Origin of the sequence: Paracoccus sp. J55, from assembly GCF_000513975.1 — a bacterium.
Classification (GTDB): domain Bacteria; phylum Pseudomonadota; class Alphaproteobacteria; order Rhodobacterales; family Rhodobacteraceae; genus Paracoccus.
Map to the genome: position 1 here is coordinate 103819 of NZ_AZVA01000003.1, position 20722 is coordinate 124540.

The window sequence follows — 20722 nt, forward strand, 5'->3', positions numbered from 1 at the left end:
GCCGGCCCCCGCGACGGGGCCGGTCTTTCGCCAGCATGGCCTATTGCTTGATGCGATGCCAGTCCGCGACGTTCCACAGCTCGCTGTCCCAGGCGTTCAGCTTGACGCCGCCCAGCGTGTTCGACACGGCCGAGGCGGTGCCGCGATAGACCAGCGGAATGACGGCATTGCTGTCCTTGGTCAGCATGTCGTTCAGCTTGCGACCCATGGCGCCGCGCTCGGCCGGATCGACGATCTGCGTCATCTCGCCGATCAGCCTGTCGAATTCCGGGTCGCAATAGCGGCTGGTGTTCTCGCCCTGCCACTGGTTTTCCGGACCGGGGATCTTGTCGCAGGTCTGGCGCGCCAGATAGGGCTCGGGGTTGTTGCCTTCGAAGTTGTTGGCGTACATCTCGATATCGGCATAGAACTTCTGGAAGGTGTCGGGCGATCCCGCGTCGCCGCCGAAGAACACCGAAGGGTCGACCGTCTTCAGCTCGGTCTCGACGCCGATCTCGGACCACCATTGCTTGATCAGTGCCTGGAAGTCCTGCCGCACCGCGTTGACCGAGGACTGGAACACGAAGCTCAGCCGCTTGCCGTCCTTTTCACGGATACCGCCTGCGCCGGGCGTCCAGCCGGACTCGTCCAGCAGCTTCTTGGCGCCCTCGATGTCCTGGGTCAGGCATTCGGTATTGTCCGAGGCCCAGGCCGCCGGCGCCGGCACCAGGTTGCAGGTCGGCTGGCCGGCCGGGCCATAGCCGAGCTCGGTCAGCAGCTCGCGGTCGATGGCCATGGACAGCGCCTTGCGGACATTGGCATCGGTCAGGATCGGGTGCGGATGCTTGGCGGTGGAGCGTTCGCCCTCGGGCAGGTCCGAGGAGGGATCGGTCAGGTTCACATGGATGCGCTCGACCAGAGAGCCGAAGGCGGCGACGTTCTGGCCCTTGCCGGCCGCCTCCATGCCGGCGATCACGTCGGGGGCCAGCTGGGTGTTCCAGGCATAGTCGAATTCGCCCGTCTCCAGCACGGAACGCGCCGCCGCCGCCGCATCGCCGCCGCCCTTGACCACCAGCCGGGCGAAGGCGGGCTTTTCGGGGTCGCGATATTCCGGGTTCGCCTCGAAGGTGATGGTGTCGTTGGTGCGGAACTCGACCACCTTGAACGGGCCGGTGCCGACGGGGTTGAAGTTCTGCTGGGTGCAGGTCGGGGCCTTCTCGCCGGTGCAGTTCTCGAACTGCGCCTTTTGCAGCACCGGCGACTGCGCCCCCACGAAGGCCGAGAACGGGTCGGGCCGCGGCGAGACGAAGGTGATCTTCACCGTCAGCTCGTCCACCGCCTCGACCTTTTCGACGCCCTCGAACTTCGCCAGCTGCGCGCAGCCGCCCGAGGGGTCCATGCAATAGGCGGCGGTGAAGGCCACGTCCTCGGCGGTGAAGGGGCTGCCGTCGGCCCATTTGATCCCCGGCTTCAGTTTCCAGGTGACGCTTTTCAGGTCCTCGGCGATGCCGCCGTTCTCGACCGAGGGCAGCTCGGCCGCCAGCCGCGGCTCGATGGTGCCCTCGGTGGTGAAGCTCGCCAGCGGCTCAAGCGCGATGGAACTGGCAATGATGTCCTTGGTGCCGGCCGAGAGGTAGGGATTCATCGTCGAGGGTGCCTGCCACATGATGACGTTCACCTGCCCGTCGGCGCCCCGCGCGGCAAAGGCGGCGGGGGTCATGGCGGCGGCAAAGGCGGTGGTTGCCGCCGCGCCCAGCATCAGGGTTTTCAGTTTCATCGCTCTCTCCTGTCGGTGGATCTGCGCGGGACCTCTGGCGCTGCCGGTTCCGGTGGTGTTTTGCCTTCTGCCGTTTCCCCGGTCTTGCTGTCCCTCGGATGCGCCGAGTTTCAGACAGGTCCCGGATGAAAAGCAAGAAACAAGTTCCCGCCCCGCTTTGCGATTGCAATGTGACGGCGGGGCATTAGCCTGAATGCCGCAACAATGGTCGGGCAATGGTCAGGGGGTGCGGATGCTGGACGGAAAGCCGCTGGTCCGGGTCGAGGGATTGCGGGTCGAATTCCAGACCCATGACGGCCCGGTTACCGGGGTCGAGTCGCTGTCCTTCGACATCCGGCCCGGCGAATGCCTTTGCGTGGTGGGCGAATCCGGCTCGGGCAAGTCGGTCAGTTCGCTGTCCTTGATGCGGCTGGTCGAGTTCGGCGGCGGCGAGATCGCCCAGGGCCGGCTGCTTTTCCAGCGCGAGCGGGGCGAAGTCGACCTGGCCAAGGCCCCGCCCGCCGCCATGCGCGACATCCGCGGCAACGAGATAGCGATGATCTTCCAGGAGCCGATGACGGCGCTGAACCCGGTTTTCACCGTGGGCGAGCAACTCTCGGAAGGGCTGATGGTGCATCGCGGCCTGTCGCGGCGCGAAGCCCGCGCCCGGGCGCTGGAGCTTCTGGCCGAGGTGCGCATCCCCGAGCCTGAGCGGCGGCTGCGGCAATACCCGCACGAGCTGTCCGGCGGCATGCGCCAGCGCGTCGTCATCGCCATGGCCATGGCCTGCCGGCCGCGCCTGTTGATCTGCGACGAGCCGACCACGGCGCTGGACGTGACCATCCAGGCCGAGATCCTGGCGCTGATCGACCGGCTGAAGCGCGAAACCGGCATGGCGGTGCTGTTCATCACCCATGACATGGCGGTGGTGGCGCAGATGGCCGACCGCGTCGTGGTCATGTTCCGCGGCAACAAGGTCGAGGAAGGCCCGGTCGAGCAGATCTTCGAGGCCCCGCGCGAGCCCTATACCCAGGCGCTGCTGGCCGCCGTGCCGCGGCTGGGCGAGATGGCCGGCCGCGACGCGCCCGAGCCGATGCGGCTGATGCGCGAAGGGCAGGCGGCCCGGCCCGAGCCGGTCGTCCCCCGCACCCCCGAGCCGCTGCTGGAGGTCAGGCATCTCTGCACCCGCTTCCCGGTCAAGGGCGGCATCCTGCGCCGCACCGTGGCCCAGGTCCATGCGGTCGAGGACGTCAGCTTCACCGTCAATGCCGGCGAGACCCTGTCGCTGGTCGGCGAATCGGGCTGCGGCAAGTCCACCACCGGCCGCTCGATCCTGCGGCTGGTCGAGCCGACATCGGGACAGGTCAGCCTGGGCGGACGCGACATCCTGGCGCTTGGCACCCGCGATCTGCGCAAGGCGCGGCGCGACATGCAGATGATCTTCCAGGATCCTTTCGCCAGCCTCGACCCGCAGATGCGGCTGCTGGACCAGATCGAGGAGCCGATGCTGAACTATGGCATCGGCAACCGCACCGAGCGCCGCGACCGCATCGCCCAGCTCTTCGACCGGGTGGAGCTGCCGCGCGGCTTCATGAAGCGTTACCCGCACGAGATGTCCGGCGGCCAGCGCCAGCGCATCGCCATCGCCCGCGCCCTGGCGCTGGACCCCAAGCTGATCGTGGCGGACGAGGCGGTCTCGGCGCTGGATGTCTCGGTCCAGGCGCAGGTGCTGAACCTGCTGATGGAACTGCAGCGCGACCTGGGCATCTCGATGCTGTTCATCAGCCATGACATGGCGGTGGTCGAGCGGGTCAGCCACCATGTCGCGGTCATGTATCTGGGCCGCATCGTCGAGATCGGCAGCCGCCGGCAGGTGTTCGAGAATCCGCAGCACAGCTATACCCGCCAGCTCATGGCCGCTGTCCCGGTCGCCGATCCGCGCCGCCGCAAGATCAGCGAGGATCTGCGCTTCCGCCCGATCCCCTCGCCGATCCAGCCCATCGGCTACGTCCCGCTGCCCTCGACCTATGCCGAGGTCGCGCCCGGCCATCTGGTGCTGACCGAGCCGGTGACGCATGGCTGAGGCGCGGGCATCGGCGTCGCCTTGCGTATTGCCGGCCTGCACGGCCTTGCGGCGCGGGGCGAAAGGCGTAACCTGCGGGCCGAAGGAGATCGTCACATGCCCGTCAAGAACCGCTTTGCCGAATTGCTGCCCGAGATCACCGCTTGGCGCCGCGACTTTCACCAGAACCCCGAGCTTGACTATCAGGTCCATCGCACCGCCGGCCGGGTGGCCGAGCTGCTGCGCAGCTTCGGCGTGGACGAGGTCACCGAGGGCGTCGGCCGCACCGGTGTGGTCGGCGTCATCAAGGGCCGCAGCGACAGCAGCGGCCGGGTGATCGGGCTGCGCGCCGATATGGATGCGCTGCCGATCAAGGAACAGACCGGTGCGGAATATGCCTCGAAGAATCCGGGGGTCATGCATGCCTGCGGCCATGACGGCCATACCGCCATGCTGCTGGGCGCGGCGAAATACCTGGCCGAGACGCGGAATTTCGACGGCACCGCCGTGGTGATCTTCCAGCCCGCCGAAGAGGGCGGGGCGGGGGGCCTGGCCATGGTGCAGGACGGGCTGGTCGATCGCTGGGGCATCCAGGAATTCTATGGCATGCACAACATGCCCGGCTATCCGGTGGGCAGCTTCGCCATCCGCGAGGGCGCGATGATGGCCGCCGCCGACCAGTTCGACATCCTGGTCACCGGCAAGGGCGGCCATGCCGCCAAGCCGCATGAGGCCATCGACACGCTTCTGGTCGCGGCGCAGATCATCGTGGCGCTGCAATCGGTGGTGTCGCGCAATGTCGATCCGCTGAAGAGCGGCGTGGTCTCGGTCTGCGTGGTCGAGACTGATTCGACCGCGCATAACGTCATCCCGCAGGTGGTGAAGCTGAAGGGCACCGCCCGCAGCCTCGCGCCCGAGGTGCGCGACCAGCTGGAAGAGGGCATCAAGCGCGTCGCGGGAAATGTCGCCGCCGCCTTCGGCGCCACGGCCGAGGTGCGCTATGACCGCGGCTATCCGGTGACGATGAACCACCCGGAAGCCACCGGATTCGCGGCCGAGGTGGCGCGCCAGGTGGCGGGCGAGGTGAACATGGAGATGGAGCCGCTGATGGCGGGCGAGGATTTCAGCTATATGCTGAATGAACGGCCCGGCGCCTATATCTTCGTCGGCAATGGCGACACGGCGATGGTGCATCACCCGGCCTATGACTTCGACGACAATGCGATTCCGGCGGGGTCGAGCTGGTATGCCGGCATGGTCGAGGCGCGGATGCCGATCCCGGCGTGACGGCCGGACCGGGGGCTGTCTGCCCCCGGACCCCCGAGAGTATTTGTGAAACGGAGAAATCAAGGGGCCGCGAGGCCCCTTTGTCGTTCAGAAATGGATCGCGCGGCCATAGGCCGAGAGCGTGGCCTCGTGCAGCATCTCGGAAAGCGTCGGGTGCGGAAAGACCGTTTCCATCAGCTCGGCCTCGGTGGTTTCCAGCGTGCGGCCGACGACATAGCCCTGGATCAGTTCGGTGACTTCCGCGCCGACCATGTGGGCCCCCAGAAGCTCGCCGGTCTTGGCGTCGAAGACGGTCTTGATCAGGCCCTCGGGCTCTCCAAGCGCGATGGCCTTGCCGTTGCCGATGAAGGGGAAGCGGCCGACCTTGACCTCGTAGCCCGCGGCCTTGGCCTTTTCCTCGGTCAGGCCGACGGAGGCGACCTGCGGGTTGCAATAGGTGCAGCCGGGGATCGAGTTCGGCTTGATCGGATGCGGGTGCCCGCCGGCGATCAGTTCGGCCACCATGACGCCTTCATGGCTGGCCTTGTGCGCCAGCCAGGGCGCGCCGGCCACGTCGCCGATGGCATAGAGCCCCTCGACCCCCGTGCGGCAATATTCGTCGGTGACGACATGGGTGCGGTCGATCTTGGCGCCCAGCTTTTCCAGGCCGAGGTTTTCGACATTGCCGACGATGCCGACGGCCGAGATCACCGTGTCAAACTCATGCGTCTCGGTCTTGCCGCCCATCTCGATATGGGCGGTGACCTTGCCCTTGGCGCGGTCGAGCTTCTTGACCGCGGCCTTTTCCAGGATCTTCATGCCCTGCTTGACGAATTGCTTCTTGGCCAGCGCCGAGATCTCGGCATCCTCGACCGGCAGCACGCGATCCATGACCTCGACCACCGTGGTGTCGGCGCCCAGCGTGTTGAAGAAGCTGGCGAATTCGATGCCGATGGCGCCCGAGCCGATGACCAGCAGCTTTTTCGGCATCCGCGGCGGCTGCAGGGCGTGCTTGTAGTTCCAGACCAGGTCGCCGTCCGGTTCCAGCCCCGGCAGCTCGCGGGCACGGGCGCCGGTGGCCAGCACGATGGCCTTGCCCGTGATCTCTTCGCTGCCCTTGTCGGTCTTGACGCTGATCTTGCCGGGGGCGGTGAGGCTGGCCTCGCCCATGATGACGGTGACCTTGTTCTTTTTCAGCAGGTGGCCGACGCCGCCGGCGAGATGCTTGGCCACGCCGCGCGAGCGTTGCACCACGGCACCGAGCTCGTAGCCGATCTTGTCCGCCGAGAGGCCGAATTCCTTGGCGCGGTGCATGAGGTGAAAGACCTCGGCCGAGCGCAGCAGCGCCTTGGTCGGGATGCAGCCCCAGTTCAGGCAGATGCCGCCCAGATGCTCGCGCTCGATACAGGCCACCTTCAGCCCCAGCTGCGCGCCGCGGATGGCGCAGACATAGCCGCCAGGGCCGGAACCGATCACCACCATGTCGAAGCTCTGCGCCATGGATGTCCCCCTATCAAAAAAGATAGTTCAGCGTTAAACCATTTTTCAGAGGTCAGCAAGCGACAGCTTGCCGGCGACCAGCGCGCCATAGCCGCCGGCCTCCATCACGCGGGTTTCCGCCGCCGTGGGCACGCGCTTCAGCGCCGCGTTGCGCCAGGGGAAGCGGCCGAATTTGGCTATGGTGTCGCGATGCAGCTCGGCATGGCGCAGGTTCTCGCCGGGCATGAACTCGGCGAAGAGGCTGACGGCGCGGTCCTGGTCGGCCAGGTCCTCGGAATGCTCGAAGGGCAGGTAGAAGAACTGCCGGCCGGGCGGCTCGATGCGCAGGTGGAAGCCGTTCTCGACGGCCTCGCGGGCCAGGCTGCGGGCCAGGGGGTCGGTGTCGAAGGCGCGGGCATCCTCGCGGAACATGTTGCGCGGGAACTGGTCGGTCAGGATCAGCGCGGCCAGCGCGCCCTCGGGCGTCCGGGCCCAGCCGGGCGCCAGATCGGCGGCGCGCTCCCAGACCGGCAGGAAGCGTTGGCGGATGGTGTCGTCCAGCGCGTCCGAGCGGACATACCAGCCCTTCTCGCCGATCTCGTCGAGCCAGAAGCGGTTGATGCTTTCGGGTGTCACGGTGTCGGTCATGCTGCGCCCTCCGTTTTCCCGGATGGTTGCAGAGCCGGCGGCGCGCCGCAACCCCGTCAGGCGGGTTTGTCGGCGTCGTCCGAGCTGGCGGTTTCCAGCGCCGCCTCGACCGCGACGGGGGTGGCCGAGGGGGCGATGACCGCGAAGCTCTGCTGATCCGCCACCGGGGCCGCCGGACGGCGGGTGCGGCGCCAGCCGGCATAGAAGGCCAGCATCGCCAGCAGCAGGCCGATATAGACCCAGAACCCGTCCGGGCCCAGCAGCGACATCAGCCAGCCGGTGATCAGCGGCCCGGCCATGGCGCCGATGCCGTTGATGAACAGCAGCCCGGCCGAGGCGGCGGCCATGTCGCTGTTGTCCAGGAAATCGTTGGTATAGGCCAGGAGCAGCGAATAGACCGGATTGGCCACGCCGCCGATCAGCGCCGCGGCCAGCAGCAGGCCCCAGATGCCCGGCTGCAGCGTCACCGTGGCCAGGCTGACCGCCGCGCCCAGAACCGACAGGCCCAGCACGATGAAGCGCCGGTCGCCATGGTCCGAAAGCCAGCCGATCGGGTACTGCAGCAACAGCCCCCCGGCATAGATCGCGGCGACGAAGGCCGAGATCTCGCGCACCGAAAGGCCCTTGGTCGAGCCCCAGACCGAGGCCATGCCGAACAGCGCCGAGAACACCCCGCCCATCAGGAAGATGCCGATGCAGCCCAGCGGCGAGACGCGGAACAGGCTGCCGAAGCTCATGCGCTTCAGGGTCGAGAATTGCGGCGCGGGCTGCGTCGAAAGCAGGATCGGCAGGAAGGAGACGCTGACCAGGACCGAGGGGATCACGAACAGCAGATAGCCCGCCGGATCGGCCGTGTTCATCAGGAACTGCGCCGAGATGATGCCCAGCATCTGCATGATCATATAGGCCGACATGGCCTGGCCGCGGTTCTCGTTGGTGGTGCCGGCGTTCAGCCAGCTTTCCGCGGTGATGTAGACGCCCGAGAAGCAGAAGCCGATCAGCAGCCGCATCAGCGACCACGAGATCCAGTGCGGCGCCGCTGCGTAAAGGATCAGCACCGAGGAAATCAGCGAGCCGAGCGCGGCAAAGACCCGCACATGGCCGACCTTGCGGATCAGTTCCGGCACCACGCGCGAGCCCAGCAGGAAGCCGCCGAAATAGGCCGACATGACCACCGACATCTGGGTGGTCGAAATGCCCTCGATCTTGCCGCGGATGCCCAGAAGCGTGCCCTGCATGCCGTTCCCGACCATCAAGAGCAGGATGCCCAGAAGCAATGGCCAGGTGGTGCGCAGCACGGTCAGCATCACGGGTCCTTCGGAATCAGCAGGGAGGCGTCGCCATAGCTGAAGAAGCGATAGCCCGATTCCACCGCATGGCGATAGATGCCGCGGATGCGGTCCGGCCCCATCAGGGCGCTGACCAGCATCAGCAGGGTCGATTTCGGCAGGTGGAAATTGGTCATCAGCGCATCCGTCACGCGGAAGCGATAGCCGGGATAGATGAAGATTTCCGTAACGCCCTGGAAGGGCTGCACGGTGCCGTCCTCGGCGGCCGCCGATTCGATCAGGCGCAGCGCCGTGGTGCCGACCGGGATCACCCGCCCGCCTTCTGCGCGGGTGGCGTTGATCGCCGCGGCGGCCTCGGGCGTGACCTCGCCCCATTCGCCGTGCATCTTGTGGGTGGTCACGTCCTCGACCTTGACCGGCAGGAAGGTGCCGGCGCCGACATGCAGGGTGACATGGGCGAAGCGCACGCCGCGGGCGGCCAGCCGCTCCAGCAGGTCGCGGTCGAAATGCAGGCTGGCGGTCGGCGCGGCCACGGCGCCCGAGCGCCGCGCCCAGACGGTCTGGTAATCCTCGCGATCGGCCTCGTCGGGCGCCCGCAGCGCGGCGATATAGGGCGGCAGCGGCATGGCGCCGACCTGCGCCAGCGCGGCATCGAACGCCTCGCCCGTGGCGTCGAAGCGCAGGGTCAGCTCGCCCCCGGCGATCCCGGCCACCTCGGCGGACAGCGCCGCGCCGAAGCGGATCACCTCGCCCGGCTTCAGCTTGCGCAGCGGTTTCGCCAGCGCCTTCCAGCCATTGGCGACGGGTTCCAGCAGCGTGACCTCGACCTTCGCCACCGCCTCGCCCTGCGGGGTCTGGCGGGCGCGGGTGCCGTTCAGCCGCGCCGGGATGACCTTGGTGTCGTTCAGCACCAGCAGGTCGCCCGGTCCCAGCAGGTCGACAAGGTCGCGCACGTGCAGGTCGCGAATCGAATCGCCCTGCGCCAGCAGCAGCCGCGCCGAGGAACGCGGCCGTGCCGGGCGGGTCGCGATCAGCGTCTCGGGCAGGTGAAAATCGAAATCGTCCAGCTTCATGGGCTTAGGTTCTGTCCGCGCCGTCCGGAAGCGTCAAGGCGGGCTTCATCACAAAGTGAAAAACTCAGGCTTTACTTATCCGAGGAAATGGGTAAGTTTTGCCCAACCGAGGTGAGTAAATGATCGTCTGCCACTGCACCCAGATTTCGGACCACGACATCAAGGCCGCCATTGACTGGATGCGTGCCGCGGACCCCGAAACGATCATCACCCCCGGCAAGATCTACCACGCACTCGGCAAGCGCGCCGATTGCGGGAGCTGTATGCCTTTGTTTCTGGACACCATGCGCGGATGCGATAATCTGGCCGTGCCCCCCATCCTTCGGGGGCTGAAAGCCAACCGCACAGGGGTAAGCCATGAAGGGCGACGCAAAGGTCATCGAGTATCTCAACGCAGCGCTACGGTCTGAACTCACCGCGGTCAGCCAGTATTGGCTGCACTACCGGCTGCAAGAGGACTGGGGTTACGGCAAGGTCGCCGACAAGTCGCGCGCCGAATCCATCGAGGAAATGCATCACGCGGATCGGCTGATCCAGCGAATCATTTTCCTGGAAGGCCATCCCAACCTGCAAAAGCTGGACCCGCTGCGGATCGGCCAGAACCTCAAGGAAACGCTGGAATCCGACCTGGCGGCCGAATACGATGCCCGCACCCTTTACATCGAAGCGCGGGAATATTGCGACAAGGTCGGGGATTACGTCAGCAAGAACCTGTTCGACGCGCTGCTGACCGATGAAGAGGGGCATATCGACTTCCTCGAAACCCAGCTGGGCCTTTACGAAGAGATCGGGGCGCAGAACTACGGCCAGCTCAACGCCAAATCCGCCGACGAGGCCGAATAGGGGCCGTCCCGTCCCGGGGCAATTCCGCGCATCAGGGGGCCCGTCGCGGCCCCCTTTCACTTTGGCTCAGGCCAGCCAGTCGGCGGCCAGCCGCGGCAGGTCGTCGAAATGCGCCAGCATCGCCTCGGGCGCCAGCCTGCGCAGCGCCTCGCCCTCGGGGCCGAAGGCGACCAGCGCGACCTTGACGCCGGCGGCGGCGGCGGTCCTGCGGTCGGTCTCGGTATCGCCGACCAGGAAGGATTGCGCCACCTTGCCGCCCGCCGTTTCGACCGCGGCCTGATAGGGGCGGGGATCGGGCTTGCGCACCGGCAGCGTGTCGGCGCCGATCATGGCCGCGAACCGGTCGCGGATGCCCAGTTCGCGCAGCAGCGTCTCGGCCAGCGCGGCGGGCTTGTTGGTGCAGACCGCCAGCCGGTGGCCGGCCTCGGCCAGCCGGTCCAGCGCCGCCTCGGCCCCGGGATAGAGCCGGGTGTGGATGGCGATCGCCTCGCCGTAATGGCCCAGCAGGCGCGGATAATCCTCGTCCTCGGCGCCGGGCGGCAGGATGGTGTCGCCGGGCAGCCGCGCATAGCCCTCGCGCAGCATGGCGCGGCCGCCGTGAAAGGCGATCAGCGCGTCCTCGAGGGGATCCAGCAATGCGCCCAGGCCGCGGGCATGGAAGCAGGCATTGGCCGCCGCGATCAGGTCGCCGGATGTATCGGCCAGCGTGCCGTCCAGATCGAAGACCACCGTTCCCGCCATGCTGTAACCTTCCGTCAAGATGTTTGATCCGCCGGGGCCTTTCCCGACCGCCGCCCTCTAGGTAGAACGCCCGGCAAGGATAAGGAACAGGCAAGAGGGCAGAGATGACCGAGAAACCCGTCGCGCTGATCGTGCTGGCCGCTGGACAGGGCAGCCGCATGCAGTCGGACCTGCCCAAGGTGCTGCACCGGCTGGGCGGCGTGCCGCTGGTCGGGCACGCGCTGGCCACCGGCCGCCTGCTGGAACCCGAAGAGGTGATCGTGGTCGCCGGCCATGGCGCCGAGGCGGTGGCCAAGGCGGTGGCGAAGCTGGACCCCGAGGCACGCATCGCCCTGCAGGAAGAGCAGCTCGGCACCGCCCATGCCGTGCGCCAGGCCATGCCGCTGCTGGAAGGGTTCGAGGGCCGGGTGATCGTGCTTTACGGCGACACCCCCTTCATCGGCGAGGAAACCCTGGCCAATCTTGCCAGCCATGCCGCCGACGTGGTGGTGCTGGGCTTCGAGGCCGCCGATCCCGGCCGCTACGGCCGGCTGGTCACCGGCCCCGAGGGGCTGGAGCGCATCGTCGAATACAAGGACGCCGACGAGGCGACGCGCGCCATCCGCCTGGTCAATTCCGGCGTGCTGGCGGCGGATGCGGCGCTGTTGCGCGAATTCCTGCCCCGGATCGGCAACCGCAACGCGGCGGGCGAATACTACCTGACCGACATTCCCGAACTGGCCCGCGCCGCCGGCCACCGGGTCGAGGTGGTGACCTGCGACGAATCCGAGACGCTGGGCATCAACACCCGCGCCGAACTGGCGCAGGCCGAGGCCGCCTTCCAGGCCCGCGCCCGCGCCCGGGCGCTGGAGGACGGCGTGACGCTGAGCGATCCGGCGACGGTCTGGTTCGCGCTCGACACCTGCATCGGCCGCGACGCGGTGATCGGGCAGAACGTAGTCTTCGGCCCCGGCGTGACCGTCGAAAGCGGCGCCGAGATCCTGCCCTTCTGCCATCTGGAAGGCTGCCATGTCAGCGCCGGCGCCACGGTCGGCCCCTTCGCCCGGCTGCGGCCCGGGGCGGAGCTGGGCGGCGACGTGCATGTCGGCAATTTCGTCGAGATCAAGAACGCCGTGCTGGACGAGGGCGTCAAGGTCGGCCACCTGACCTATCTCGGCGACGCCCATGTCGGCGAGGCGACGAATATCGGCGCCGGCACCATCACCTGCAATTACGACGGCGTCGGCAAGCACCGGACCGAGATCGGCGCCCATGCCTTCATCGGCTCGGACACCATGCTGGTGGCGCCGGTGCGGGTGGGGGCGCGGGCGATGACCGGCTCGGGCTCGGTCATCACCCAGGACGTGCCGGACGACGCGCTGGCGCTGGGACGCGCGCGCCAGATCACCAAGCCCGGCCTCGCCACGCGGCTGATGCAGGCCCTGCGCCAGAAGAAGGGGAACTGACCCATGTGCGGCATCATCGGCATTCTCGGCGATCACGAAGTTTCGCCCCAGCTGGTCGAGGCGCTGAAGCGGCTGGAATATCGCGGCTATGACAGCGCCGGCGTGGCGACGGTGGATGCCGAGGGACGGCTGGACCGTCGCCGGGCGGTGGGCAAGCTGGTGAACCTGTCCGACCGGCTGGTGCATGAGCCGCTGACCGGCCATGCCGGCATCGGCCATACCCGCTGGGCCACCCATGGCGCGGCGACCGAAGCCAATGCCCATCCGCATCGCCGCGGTCCCGTCGCGGTGGTCCATAACGGCATCATCGAGAATTTCCGCGAGCTGCGCGACGAGGTGGTGGCGCTGGGGCTGCAGCCGGAATCGCAGACCGATACCGAGACGGTGGCGCTGCTGACCGCCTGGCACATGGGCCAGGGCCTGTCGCCGGTCGAGGCGGCGCGGGCGACTTTGGCGCGCCTGCATGGCGCCTTCGCGCTGGCCTTCCTGTTCGAGGGCGAGCCCGACCTGATGATCGCCGCCCGCAAGGGCAGCCCGCTGGCCGTGGGCCATGGTGAGGGCGAGATGTTCATCGGCTCGGATGCCGTGGCGCTGGCGCCCTTCACCGACCGGATCACCTATCTGGAAGACGGCGACCATGCGATCATCCGCCGTTCGGGCGCCGAGATCTTCGACGCCGAGGGCCGCCCCGCCAATCGCGAGATCCAGCAGATCGACGTCGGCGCGACCCAGATCGACAAGGGCGGCTACCGGCATTTCATGGCCAAGGAGATCGCCGAGCAGCCGGTGGTGTTGGGCGATGCGCTGAACCACTACATCAAGGGCGACCGGATCGTCCTGCCCGAGGCGCTGGATTTCCGCGACGTGGACCGTCTGACCCTGGTCGGCTGCGGCACCGCCTTCTATGCGGCGCATGTCGCGCGCTATTGGTTCGAATCGCTCGCGGGCCTGCCCTGCGACCTGGATGTGGCGTCCGAGTTCCGCTATCGCGAGCCGCCGCTTTCGCCGCAAAGCTGGGCGATCTTCGTCAGCCAGTCGGGCGAGACGGCGGACACGCTGGCGGCGCTGCATTATGCCCGGGACAAGGTGGCGCGGACGGTGGGGGTGGTGAATGTCGGCACCTCGGCCATCGCACGCGACGCCGACATCGCCCTGCCGACGCTGGCGGGGATCGAGGTCGGGGTGGCCTCATCGAAGGCTTTCACCTGCCAGCTGGCGGTGCTGGCGGTGCTGGCGCTGAAGGCGGCGCGGGATCGCGGCCGGCTGACGGAGGCCGAGCTGGCGGCGCATCTGGCGGATCTGCGCGCGCTGCCGGGCCTGCTGAACCAGGCGCTGGCGGTCAGCGACGAATGCCGCCGCCTGGCCGGCTGGCTTTCCGAGGCGCAGGACGTGCTGTATCTGGGCCGCGGGCCGCTTTACCCGGTGGCGCTGGAAGGCGCGCTGAAGCTCAAGGAGCTGAGCTATATCCATGCCGAGGGCTACGCCTCGGGAGAGTTGAAGCACGGGCCCATCGCGCTGATCGACCGCAATGTGCCGGTGGTGGTGCTGGCGCCGCGCGACGGGCTGTTCGAAAAGACCGTCTCGAACATGCAGGAGGTCATGGCGCGGCACGGCCAGGTGTTGCTGATCTCGGATGCCGACGGGCTGGCGACTGGCGGCCAGGGCGTCCGGGCCGGGCTGGCGATGCCTGCGGGCGGCGGGCTGTTCCAGCCGATCCTTTACGCGGTGCCGATGCAATATCTGGCCTATCACACCGCGGTGGCCAAGGGCACCGACGTGGACCAGCCGCGCAACCTGGCGAAATCGGTGACGGTGGAGTAGGGGGCTCTGCCCCCGCCCTCGCAGGCCCCTCGACGGGGCCGGCGAGGGCTCCCCCGGGAGTATTTGGAAAACAGAGAAGATGCGGGAACTGGACGAGCTGAAGGCGCGCGGCGATGCCGGCAAGGCGGCCGGGATGGCGGCCTATCACAAGGCGCCGCGGGTCTATCTGGGCGTCGCCGTGCCCGAGATCGACGCGCTGGCCCGCGGCTGGCGCGAGGGCAGAGATGTGCCGGCGCGGGTCGATCTGGCGCGGCGGCTCTGGGACAGCGACGTGCATGAGGCGCGGATCGCGGCGGCGAAGCTACTGACCCAGGCGCGCATCCGGCCGGACGAAGCGGTCTGGCGGCTGATCGCCGGCTGGGTGCCGCAATTCGATGGCTGGGCGATCGCCGATCACGCCATGAAGGCGGGCGAGCGGCGGTTGCTGGCCGAGCCGGCGCGGCTCGACGAGGTCGCGCTGTGGCTGGATCATCCCAGCCTGTGGGTGCGGCGCGCGGCCCTGGTCGGGACCTTGCCCTGGACGCGCATCCGCAACCCCAAGCCGCAGGATCTGGAACGGCGCGAGCGGGTGCTGTCCTGGCTCGCGCGTCTGGCCGAGGACCGGGAATGGTTCATCCAGAAGGCCATTGGCTGGTGGCTGCGCGATCTCTCCAAGCATGATCCGCAACGCGTCCGCGACTGGCTGGCGGCGGATGGGGCGCGGCTGAAGCCCTTTGCCCGGCGCGAGGCAGGGCGGTGGCTGCCCGAGAATCGCAAGGGCTTGCCGGGCGGCGGCGCTCAGCTGCCATAGACCTCGATGGTGGGCAGGTCGGTCAGGCTGACGCCGATCAGCTGCAGCGCCGGCAGCGAGACCTGGCTGCCGCCGCTGGCCGGGCCGCCCATCGGGATCAGCCGCACCTTGGCGGATTTGCCGTTCGCCGGGTTCACGATCCGACCCTCCGATTCGGACTTCGCCAGCGGCGTCTTGATCCAGAAGCCCGGCTGCGACGGATCGCCGAGCGAAGCGATGGTGGTGCCGAGCCGGCGTTCCCCCGTGGTCGGTGCGGCGGCCGCCGCGGCCCTTTGTTCGCGCGTCGTGGTGTCGAATTCCGCCGCGGTGCGGGCGGCGGGCGCGGGGGGCGAGGCGGTGCTGAGCGTCTTGCCCGGCGTGCGCGGCGCCGTGCCGGTCAGGACCGGGCCCGGGATCACCGGCTGGCCGGTCGCGGGGTCGATCATGCTGTCCATCACCCGGCCGGCGGGCGCATCCCCCGTCTGCGGGTTCTGGGTGCAGGCGGCCAGAGCCAGCAGCGTCAGCGCGCCCAGAAGGCGCAGGATCGGCTTGGTCATGGGCGGTTCCCCTCGTCTTGCCTGTGCGGTCGGGTCGAGGCTAGACCCGCCGGCGCCCCTCTGTCCACCCGAGCTTCCATTCGTGGTTACGACAGTATTAACGGATCGGCCGGCTTGTGCCGATGCGGGCCCCGTCCTATCTTTGCGGCATGGACGCGCAGGCCCCGCTGATAGACCCCTTTGCCAGGCCGATCACCTATCTTCGGGTATCGGTGACGGACCGCTGCGATTTCCGCTGCACCTATTGCATGGCCGAGCACATGCAGTTCCTGCCCAAACGCGACCTGCTGACGCTGGAGGAACTGGACCGGCTGTGTTCCGCCTTTGTCTGCCTGGGCGTGCGCAAGCTGCGCGTGACCGGCGGCGAGCCCCTGGTGCGGCGCAACATCATGGAATTCTTTCGCGCCATGTCGCGGCACCTGGGCGCCGGCCTGGACGAATTGACGCTGACCACCAACGGCAGCCAACTGGCGCGATTCGCGGCTGAGCTGGCCGATTGCGGCGTGCGGCGGGTCAATGTCTCGCTGGACACGCTGGACGAGGAGCGTTTCGCCCGGATCACCCGCTGGGGCCGATTGCCGCAGGTCCTGCAGGGCATCGAGGCCGCGAAAGCCGCCGGCATGCGGGTCAAGATCAACACCGTGGCGCTGAAGGGCTTCAACGAGGACGAGCTGTTCCGCCTGGCCGACTGGTGTGCCGCCAATGACCACGACCTGACCTTCATCGAGGTCATGCCCATGGGCGAGATGGGCGAGGAGCAGCGGCTTGACCAGTATTGGGCGCTGTCCGACCTGCGCGACCGGCTGGCGGAACGCTTCACCCTGACCCTGCTGGCCGAACGGACCGGCGGGCCGGCGCGCTATGTCCGGCTTGAGGAAACCGGGCAGAAGATCGGCTTCATCACCCCGCTGACGCATAATTTCTGCGAAAGCTGCAACCGCGTCCGCGTCACCTGCACGGGCGAGCTGTTCATGTGCCTGGGCCAGGAGGACCGCGCCGACCTGCGCGCGCCGCTGCGCGCCAGCCAAAGCGACGCGCCGCTGCGCGATGCCATCCGCGAGGCCATCGCCCGCAAGCCGAAGGGCCACGATTTCGACTATTCCCGCCGGCATGTCGCCGGCCAGGTCAGCCGCTTCATGAGCCATACCGGCGGCTAGGAGCTGGCCCCGTCCACCGCCTGGCTGGCCAGCGCGCGCGGATCGACCCCTTCCAGGCAATTCACGTTCACCGCCACCATCTCGGCCCCGTCCGGTCCGGTGCCGAAGGCATAGGATTCCACGCCGCAGGTCGGGCAGAAGCGGTGGTGGATCTGCTTGCGGTTGAACAGGTATTCCGTCACCGGCCCGTCGCTGGTCAGGTGGAAATCCGCCCGCGGCACGAAGGCCAGCACGAAGCCCAGCCGCTGGCAGCGCGAGCAGTTGCAGGTGAAGGTCTGGTCCAGATCGGCATCGACCTCATAGGCGACGCTGCCGCATTGGCAGCTGCCCTTGTAATGCTGTCGGCTCATCGGCGCCTCCTTTCGCGACTCACCTGCATGGTGGGGCAGGGGACCCGGCGCCGCAAGCAGAAATGTTCCCGAGTTGTTCCGTTCCGGGTTGCCATTTCGGCGCGGATGCCTATCTGATGCGCTTGGCGGAATCAGGACTGGCGCGATGGAACAGAAGTTCATCGAGGTTCGCGGCGCGCGCGAGCACAATCTGAAGAACGTGGACATGGACATCCCGCGCGACCAGCTGGTGGTGATCACCGGCCTGTCGGGCTCGGGCAAGTCCAGCCTCGCCTTCGACACCATCTATGCCGAGGGGCAGAGGCGCTATGTCGAAAGCCTGTCGGCCTATGCCCGGCAGTTTCTCGACATGATGGGCAAGCCGGATGTCGACCATATCAGCGGCCTGTCGCCGGCGATTTCCATCGAGCAGAAGACGACCTCGAAGAACCCCCGCTCGACCGTCGGCACGGTGACCGAGATCTACGACTATCTGCGGCTGCTGTTTGCCCGCGCCGGCACGCCCTATTCGCCGGCGACCGGCCTGCCCATCGAGGCGCAGCAGGTGCAGGACATGGTGGACCGGGTGATGGAGCTGCCCGAGGGCACGCGCGCCTATCTGCTGGCGCCCATCGTCCGCGACCGCAAGGGCGAATATAAAAGGGAATTCCTTGAGCTGCGGAAGCAGGGCTTCCAGCGCGTCAAGGTGAACGGCCAGTTCCACGAGCTGGACGAGCCGCCGACCCTCGACAAGAGATTCCGCCACAATATCGACGTCGTCGTGGATCGCATCGTCGTGCGCGAGGGCATGGAGACGCGGCTGGCCGACAGCTTCCGCACCGCGCTGGACCTGGCCGACGGCATCGCGGTGCTGGAAACCGCGCCCTCCGAAGGTGAAGCCGAGCGCATCACCTTCTCCGAGAATTTCGCCTGCCCGGTCAGCGGCTTCACCATCCCCGAGATCGAGCCGCGGCTGTTTTCCTTTAACGCGCCCTTCGGGGCCTGTCCGGTCTGCGACGGGCTGGGGGTCGAGCTGTTCTTCGACGAGCGGCTGGTGGTGCCCGATTCGGCGTTGTCGGTGGCGCAGGGTGCGATCGCGCCTTGGGCCAAGTCGAAATCGGCCTATCTGACCCGGACTGTCAACGCTCTGGCCAAGTTCTACGGCTTCGACAAGAAGACGCCATGGAAGGACCTGCCGGAATCGGTGCGCCAGATGTTCCTGCGCGGCTCGGGCCAGGACGAGATCCCGTTCCGCTTCGACGATGCCGGCCGGGTCTACGAGGTCACCCGCCAGTTCGAGGGCGTGATCCCGAACATGGAGCGGCGGCTGCGCGAAAGCGACTCGGCCTGGGTGCGCGAGGAGTTCGAGAAATACCAGAACAACCGGCCCTGCGGCGCCTGCGAGGGCTACCGGCTGAAGCCCGAGGCGCTGGCGGTCAGGATCGCGGGCGCGCATATCGGCAATGTCACCGAACTGTCGATCCGCGAGGCGCTGGCCTGGGTCGAGGCGGCGCCGAAGCACCTGACCAAGCAGAAGAACGAGATCGCCGCCGCCATTCTCAAGGAGATTCGCGAGCGGCTGGGCTTCCTGGTGAACGTGGGTCTCGACTACCTGACCCTGTCCCGCGCGGCGGGCACGCTGTCGGGCGGCGAAAGCCAGCGCATCCGCCTGGCCAGCCAGATCGGCTCGGGGCTGACCGGGGTGCTTTACGTGCTGGACGAGCCCTCGATCGGTCTGCATCAGCGCGACAACGACCGGCTGCTCTCGACGCTGAAGGGGCTGCGCGACCAGGGCAATTCGGTGCTGGTGGTCGAGCATGACGAGGACGCGATCCGCCATGCCGATTACGTCTTCGACATGGGGCCGGGCGCGGGCGTGCATGGCGGCCAGGTGGTTGCCCGCGGCACCCCGGCCGAGATCGCCGCCGATCCCTGCAGCCTGACCGGCCAGTATCTGTCCGGCGCGCGCGAAATCGCCGTGCCGGCCGAGCGCCGCAAGGGCAATGGCAAGGCGGTGAAGGTGGTCGGCGCCACCGGCAACAACCTCAAGAACGTCACCGCCGAATTCCCGCTGGGCAAGTTCGTCTGCGTCACCGGCGTCTCGGGCGGCGGCAAGTCGACGCTCACCATCGAGACCCTGTTCAAGACGGCGAGCCTGCGGCTTAATGGCGCACGCCAGACCCCCGCGCCCTGCGAGACGATCAAGGGGCTGGAGCTGCTGGACAAGGTGATCGACATCGACCAGAGGCCCATCGGCCGCACGCCGCGCAGCAACCCGGCGACCTATACCGGCGCCTTCACCCCGATCCGCGACTGGTTCGCCGGCCTGCCCGAGGCGAAGGCGCGCGGCTACAAGCCGGGCCGCTTCAGCTTCAACGTCAAGGGCGGCCGCTGCGAGGCCTGCCAGGGCGACGGCGTCATCAAGATCGAGATGCATTTCCTGCCCGACGTCTATGTCACCTGCGAGACCTGCAAGGGCAAACGCTACAACCGCGAGACGCTTGAGGTGACCTTCAAGGGCAAGTCCATCGCCGACGTGCTGGACATGACGGTCGAGGACGCGCAGGAATTCTTCAAGGCCGTGCCCTCGATCCGCGAAAAGATGGACGCGCTGGTCGAGGTGGGGCTGGGCTATATCAAGGTCGGCCAGCAGGCCACCACGCTCTCGGGCGGCGAGGCGCAGCGGGTAAAGCTGTCCAAGGAACTGTCGCGCCGCGCCACCGGCAAGACGCTGTATATCCTGGACGAACCGACCACGGGCCTGCATTTCGAGGATGTGCGCAAGCTGCTGGAAGTGCTGCATTCCCTGGTCGACCAAGGCAATACGGTGGTGGTGATCGAGCATAACCTCGACGTCATCAAGACCGCCGACTGGATCATCGACATCGGCCCCGAGGGCGGGGACGGCGGCGGCCGCATCGTCGCCACCGGCACGCCCGAGGACGTGGCCAAGGTCGAAGCAAGCCATACCGGCCGCTATCTGGCGCCCATGCTTGGCGCCCCGCGCAGCCGGGCGGCGGAATGAGCCCGGTGCTGTGGCAGCGGGCCGAGGGCGCGGGACTGGCGCTTGGCGGGCTCGCCGTCGCGGCGCTGGCTTCTCCGGGCTGGGGGGTGCTGGCCTGGCTGGCGATCCTGCTGGCGCCGGATCTGACGATGGCCGGCTATCTGGCCGGCCCGCGCACCGGCGCGGCGCTTTACAACCTGGGCCATCTCTATGCGCTGCCCTTCCTGCTGATGGTGCTGGGCGTGGCGCTGGGATCGACCGGGCTGATCGCCGGCGGCGGGCTCTGGCTGGCGCATGTCGGCTTCGACCGGATGCTGGGATACGGGCTGAAATCGCCCTCGGGCTTTCACGACACGCATCTGGGTCGAATCGGCCGGGAAGCCGAGTAAAATACCTTGAAAATCCCGTGCCGTGACCTGCGGTTTTCTCGCGTCGCAGCGGTTGCAAAGCCGGTCTGACGCGGGGTGGCACCGTTGACCATATCCGCGACCGGGGATAAACGGA

18 protein-coding genes are annotated in these 20722 nt (G+C 67.8%); 10 read left to right on the forward strand and 8 right to left on the reverse strand.

Annotated elements, in window-relative coordinates; genetic code table 11:
* Nucleotides 1–40: 40 nt before the first annotated feature.
* A complete protein-coding gene (locus tag PARJ55_RS0104420; RefSeq protein WP_028711912.1) occupies nt 41–1756 on the reverse strand; it encodes a peptide ABC transporter substrate-binding protein in 1716 nt (571 codons plus the stop codon).
* 232 nt (nt 1757–1988) lie between these two features.
* On the opposite strand from PARJ55_RS0104420, the gene PARJ55_RS0104425 reads away from it, so the two are divergent.
* Nucleotides 1989–3818 (forward strand): ABC transporter ATP-binding protein, encoded by a 1830-nt coding sequence (locus PARJ55_RS0104425; protein WP_028711913.1) that lies wholly within the window; start codon nt 1989–1991, stop codon nt 3816–3818.
* A gap of 96 nt (nt 3819–3914) precedes the next feature.
* The gene (locus tag PARJ55_RS0104430) at nt 3915–5084 is read left to right on the forward strand and encodes a M20 aminoacylase family protein (protein WP_028711914.1); all 1170 of its coding nucleotides are present in this window, start codon (nt 3915–3917) and stop codon (nt 5082–5084) included.
* An 87-nt stretch (nt 5085–5171) separates the two neighbouring features.
* Here PARJ55_RS0104430 and lpdA read toward each other — a convergent pair whose 3' ends face one another.
* Genes lpdA through queA form a run of 4 tightly spaced genes read right to left on the reverse strand, consistent with a single transcriptional unit; the run spans nt 5172 to nt 9552 of the window.
* The gene (gene lpdA / locus PARJ55_RS0104435; RefSeq protein WP_028711915.1) at nt 5172–6563 is read right to left on the reverse strand and encodes a dihydrolipoyl dehydrogenase; all 1392 of its coding nucleotides are present in this window, start codon (nt 6561–6563) and stop codon (nt 5172–5174) included.
* Nucleotides 6564–6608: 45 nt separating this feature from the next.
* Nucleotides 6609–7190 (reverse strand): DUF924 family protein, encoded by a 582-nt coding sequence (locus tag PARJ55_RS0104440; protein ID WP_028711916.1) that lies wholly within the window; start codon nt 7188–7190, stop codon nt 6609–6611.
* A gap of 56 nt (nt 7191–7246) precedes the next feature.
* Nucleotides 7247–8497, reverse strand: coding sequence for an MFS transporter (locus tag PARJ55_RS0104445; protein ID WP_028711917.1), 1251 nt, complete (start codon nt 8495–8497; stop codon nt 7247–7249).
* Nucleotides 8497–9552, reverse strand: coding sequence for a tRNA preQ1(34) S-adenosylmethionine ribosyltransferase-isomerase QueA (queA, locus tag PARJ55_RS0104450; RefSeq protein ID WP_028711918.1), 1056 nt, complete (start codon nt 9550–9552; stop codon nt 8497–8499). Before queA ends, PARJ55_RS0104445 begins: the two co-directional genes overlap by 1 nt.
* A gap of 119 nt (nt 9553–9671) precedes the next feature.
* On the opposite strand from queA, the gene PARJ55_RS23225 reads away from it, so the two are divergent.
* Together PARJ55_RS23225 and bfr are read left to right on the forward strand one after the other, a co-directional pair.
* Complete coding sequence (locus PARJ55_RS23225; RefSeq protein WP_084637777.1) at nt 9672–9962, forward strand: bacterioferritin-associated ferredoxin; 291 nt, start codon at nt 9672–9674, stop codon at nt 9960–9962.
* Nucleotides 9910–10395, forward strand: a complete 486-nt coding sequence (gene bfr, locus PARJ55_RS0104455) for a bacterioferritin (protein WP_028711919.1) — start codon at nt 9910–9912, stop codon at nt 10393–10395. Before PARJ55_RS23225 ends, bfr begins: the two co-directional genes overlap by 53 nt.
* Nucleotides 10396–10461: 66 nt before the next feature.
* Here the strand turns inward: bfr and PARJ55_RS0104460 are convergent, their stop codons facing one another.
* Nucleotides 10462–11136, reverse strand: a complete 675-nt coding sequence (locus PARJ55_RS0104460; RefSeq protein WP_028711920.1) for an HAD-IA family hydrolase — start codon at nt 11134–11136, stop codon at nt 10462–10464.
* A gap of 104 nt (nt 11137–11240) precedes the next feature.
* On the opposite strand from PARJ55_RS0104460, the gene glmU reads away from it, so the two are divergent.
* From glmU to PARJ55_RS0104475, 3 genes are all read left to right on the forward strand, one after another.
* Nucleotides 11241–12581, forward strand: a complete 1341-nt coding sequence (gene glmU, locus PARJ55_RS0104465) for a bifunctional UDP-N-acetylglucosamine diphosphorylase/glucosamine-1-phosphate N-acetyltransferase GlmU (protein ID WP_028711921.1) — start codon at nt 11241–11243, stop codon at nt 12579–12581.
* A 3-nt stretch (nt 12582–12584) separates the two neighbouring features.
* Nucleotides 12585–14402, forward strand: a complete 1818-nt coding sequence (glmS, locus tag PARJ55_RS0104470; RefSeq protein ID WP_028711922.1) for a glutamine--fructose-6-phosphate transaminase (isomerizing) — start codon at nt 12585–12587, stop codon at nt 14400–14402.
* Nucleotides 14403–14481: 79 nt separating this feature from the next.
* Complete coding sequence (locus tag PARJ55_RS0104475) at nt 14482–15192, forward strand: DNA alkylation repair protein (RefSeq protein WP_028711923.1); 711 nt, start codon at nt 14482–14484, stop codon at nt 15190–15192.
* Here PARJ55_RS0104475 and PARJ55_RS0104480 read toward each other — a convergent pair.
* Nucleotides 15180–15728 (reverse strand): hypothetical protein, encoded by a 549-nt coding sequence (locus PARJ55_RS0104480; protein WP_028711924.1) that lies wholly within the window; start codon nt 15726–15728, stop codon nt 15180–15182. The genes PARJ55_RS0104475 and PARJ55_RS0104480 overlap by 13 nt on opposite strands.
* Nucleotides 15729–15850: 122 nt before the next feature.
* Between PARJ55_RS0104480 and moaA the strand changes: the two genes are divergently transcribed.
* Entirely contained in the window at nt 15851–16885 is a 1035-nt protein-coding gene (gene moaA / locus PARJ55_RS0104485; RefSeq protein WP_051416150.1) for a GTP 3',8-cyclase MoaA, read from the forward strand.
* Here moaA and PARJ55_RS0104490 read toward each other — a convergent pair.
* On the reverse strand, nt 16882–17235 hold the full coding sequence (locus PARJ55_RS0104490; RefSeq protein WP_028711926.1) for a GFA family protein: 354 nt from the start codon (nt 17233–17235) through the stop codon (nt 16882–16884). The two genes, moaA and PARJ55_RS0104490, sit on opposite strands and share 4 nt — an antisense overlap.
* Nucleotides 17236–17380: 145 nt before the next feature.
* On the opposite strand from PARJ55_RS0104490, the gene uvrA reads away from it, so the two are divergent.
* Together uvrA and PARJ55_RS0104500 are read left to right on the forward strand one after the other, a co-directional pair.
* On the forward strand, nt 17381–20239 hold the full coding sequence (gene uvrA / locus PARJ55_RS0104495; protein WP_028711927.1) for an excinuclease ABC subunit UvrA: 2859 nt from the start codon (nt 17381–17383) through the stop codon (nt 20237–20239).
* Complete coding sequence (locus PARJ55_RS0104500; protein WP_028711928.1) at nt 20236–20607, forward strand: DUF4260 domain-containing protein; 372 nt, start codon at nt 20236–20238, stop codon at nt 20605–20607. Before uvrA ends, PARJ55_RS0104500 begins: the two co-directional genes overlap by 4 nt.
* The last annotated feature ends 115 nt before the right edge of the window (nt 20608–20722 follow it).

Coding starts and splice junctions, on each gene's coding strand:
- PARJ55_RS0104460 (WP_028711920.1), bottom strand. CDS start 11,136: ATGGCGGGAACGGTGGTCTTCGATCTGGACGGCACGCTGGCCGATACA.
- uvrA (WP_028711927.1), top strand. CDS start 17,381: ATGGAACAGAAGTTCATCGAGGTTCGCGGCGCGCGCGAGCACAATCTG.
- PARJ55_RS0104500 (WP_028711928.1), top strand. CDS start 20,236: ATGAGCCCGGTGCTGTGGCAGCGGGCCGAGGGCGCGGGACTGGCGCTT.
- glmU (WP_028711921.1), top strand. CDS start 11,241: ATGACCGAGAAACCCGTCGCGCTGATCGTGCTGGCCGCTGGACAGGGC.
- PARJ55_RS0104490 (WP_028711926.1), bottom strand. CDS start 17,235: ATGAGCCGACAGCATTACAAGGGCAGCTGCCAATGCGGCAGCGTCGCC.
- PARJ55_RS0104430 (WP_028711914.1), top strand. CDS start 3,915: ATGCCCGTCAAGAACCGCTTTGCCGAATTGCTGCCCGAGATCACCGCT.
- PARJ55_RS0104425 (WP_028711913.1), top strand. CDS start 1,989: ATGCTGGACGGAAAGCCGCTGGTCCGGGTCGAGGGATTGCGGGTCGAA.
- PARJ55_RS0104440 (WP_028711916.1), bottom strand. CDS start 7,190: ATGACCGACACCGTGACACCCGAAAGCATCAACCGCTTCTGGCTCGAC.
- lpdA (WP_028711915.1), bottom strand. CDS start 6,563: ATGGCGCAGAGCTTCGACATGGTGGTGATCGGTTCCGGCCCTGGCGGC.
- PARJ55_RS23225 (WP_084637777.1), top strand. CDS start 9,672: ATGATCGTCTGCCACTGCACCCAGATTTCGGACCACGACATCAAGGCC.
- PARJ55_RS0104420 (WP_028711912.1), bottom strand. CDS start 1,756: ATGAAACTGAAAACCCTGATGCTGGGCGCGGCGGCAACCACCGCCTTT.
- PARJ55_RS0104480 (WP_028711924.1), bottom strand. CDS start 15,728: ATGACCAAGCCGATCCTGCGCCTTCTGGGCGCGCTGACGCTGCTGGCT.
- bfr (WP_028711919.1), top strand. CDS start 9,910: ATGAAGGGCGACGCAAAGGTCATCGAGTATCTCAACGCAGCGCTACGG.
- glmS (WP_028711922.1), top strand. CDS start 12,585: ATGTGCGGCATCATCGGCATTCTCGGCGATCACGAAGTTTCGCCCCAG.
- queA (WP_028711918.1), bottom strand. CDS start 9,552: ATGAAGCTGGACGATTTCGATTTTCACCTGCCCGAGACGCTGATCGCG.
- PARJ55_RS0104445 (WP_028711917.1), bottom strand. CDS start 8,497: ATGCTGACCGTGCTGCGCACCACCTGGCCATTGCTTCTGGGCATCCTG.
- PARJ55_RS0104475 (WP_028711923.1), top strand. CDS start 14,482: ATGCGGGAACTGGACGAGCTGAAGGCGCGCGGCGATGCCGGCAAGGCG.
- moaA (WP_051416150.1), top strand. CDS start 15,851: ATGCGGGCCCCGTCCTATCTTTGCGGCATGGACGCGCAGGCCCCGCTG.